Source organism: Lactobacillus sp. WILCCON 0149, from assembly GCF_057197965.1.
On the sequence record NZ_JBUBHO010000028.1, the window covers coordinates 1 to 986 of the forward strand.

The following is a 986-nucleotide window of genomic DNA, read 5'->3' on the forward strand; positions in this document are numbered from 1 at the left end:
ACGCGTGGTGCTAGTTGAAGAAGTTGAGTCCATATCTCTGTAGGATGTAGCTGATATTGTAAGTTAGTACGATTATCTCGACGGTTTGTTGGAAACCGTCTGTACTTCTTGCAAGAATATTTTCAATTCCGTAGTACTTTAGTACAGAGAACACACTCTCGATCGTTCGGCGAATTGCCATTAGCTCTCTTTTGTTATGCTGCTTAGCACCTTTCATATTTTTCCGGTAAGGTGTCCACAGTATATAGCCGTTTATCTTGAGAGTATCGTGCAGCTGCTTGCCTATATAGCCTTCATCGCCTAAAATAAAGTGCCCTTCGGGATGGGTAGTGAGAATCAGCTCTTCTGCTTCTTTTGCATCGTGTATTGATGCTTGTGTGATTACATAGCCAAGAACATAACCGTCTTGAGCTACGGCAAAGTGGCCTTTAAAGCCGTAATAGTAAAACTGTTTGGTTGAGTTATAGCCAATGTTGGCAATTCCTTCAAACACTTTAGCTCTGCGGTTTCTGATTGGCTGACACAAAGGCATGGGTAGACTGTCAATGATCATGTACTGATCAGACAGATCGACTCTTGAGTTTAGTTCGTTGACGATCTGAACAGTGATGCCAAGAAGCGCTCTAGCTCTGCGATTGAAACGAGATCTGGAGAGCCCACAAAGTCCCCAACAGCGAGCAAATCTGCGCTGAGAAGATATACCTTCCTCAGCTTGCCAGACAAGTAATGCAATAATTTCGTAGTCTGGAACCTTTACCAGACTGGCATTGCGACGGTGAGTTAACCGAGATGGAGCGTACTTGTAATAAAGTTTCTTGCAGATTTTCGACAAAGTTCGAAATTCCACTTGCAAACGGTGACTATAACGTTTAATCTGTAGTTGGTTCAACATTGTAAGGACTCCTTTCTTTTTTCCAACTAGAGTCTACAATGTTGGACCTTTTTTGTTAAGAAATTGAAACTATATTTCAACTAGCACCACGCGT

1 protein-coding gene is annotated in these 986 nt (G+C 42.2%); it reads right to left on the reverse strand.

What is annotated here, in order from left to right; genetic code table 11:
• Positions 1-10: 10 nt before the first annotated feature.
• Positions 11-889, reverse strand: a complete 879-nt coding sequence (locus ACYVUV_RS12315; protein WP_484499368.1) for an IS982 family transposase — start codon at positions 887-889, stop codon at positions 11-13.
• Positions 890-986 lie beyond the last annotated feature (97 nt).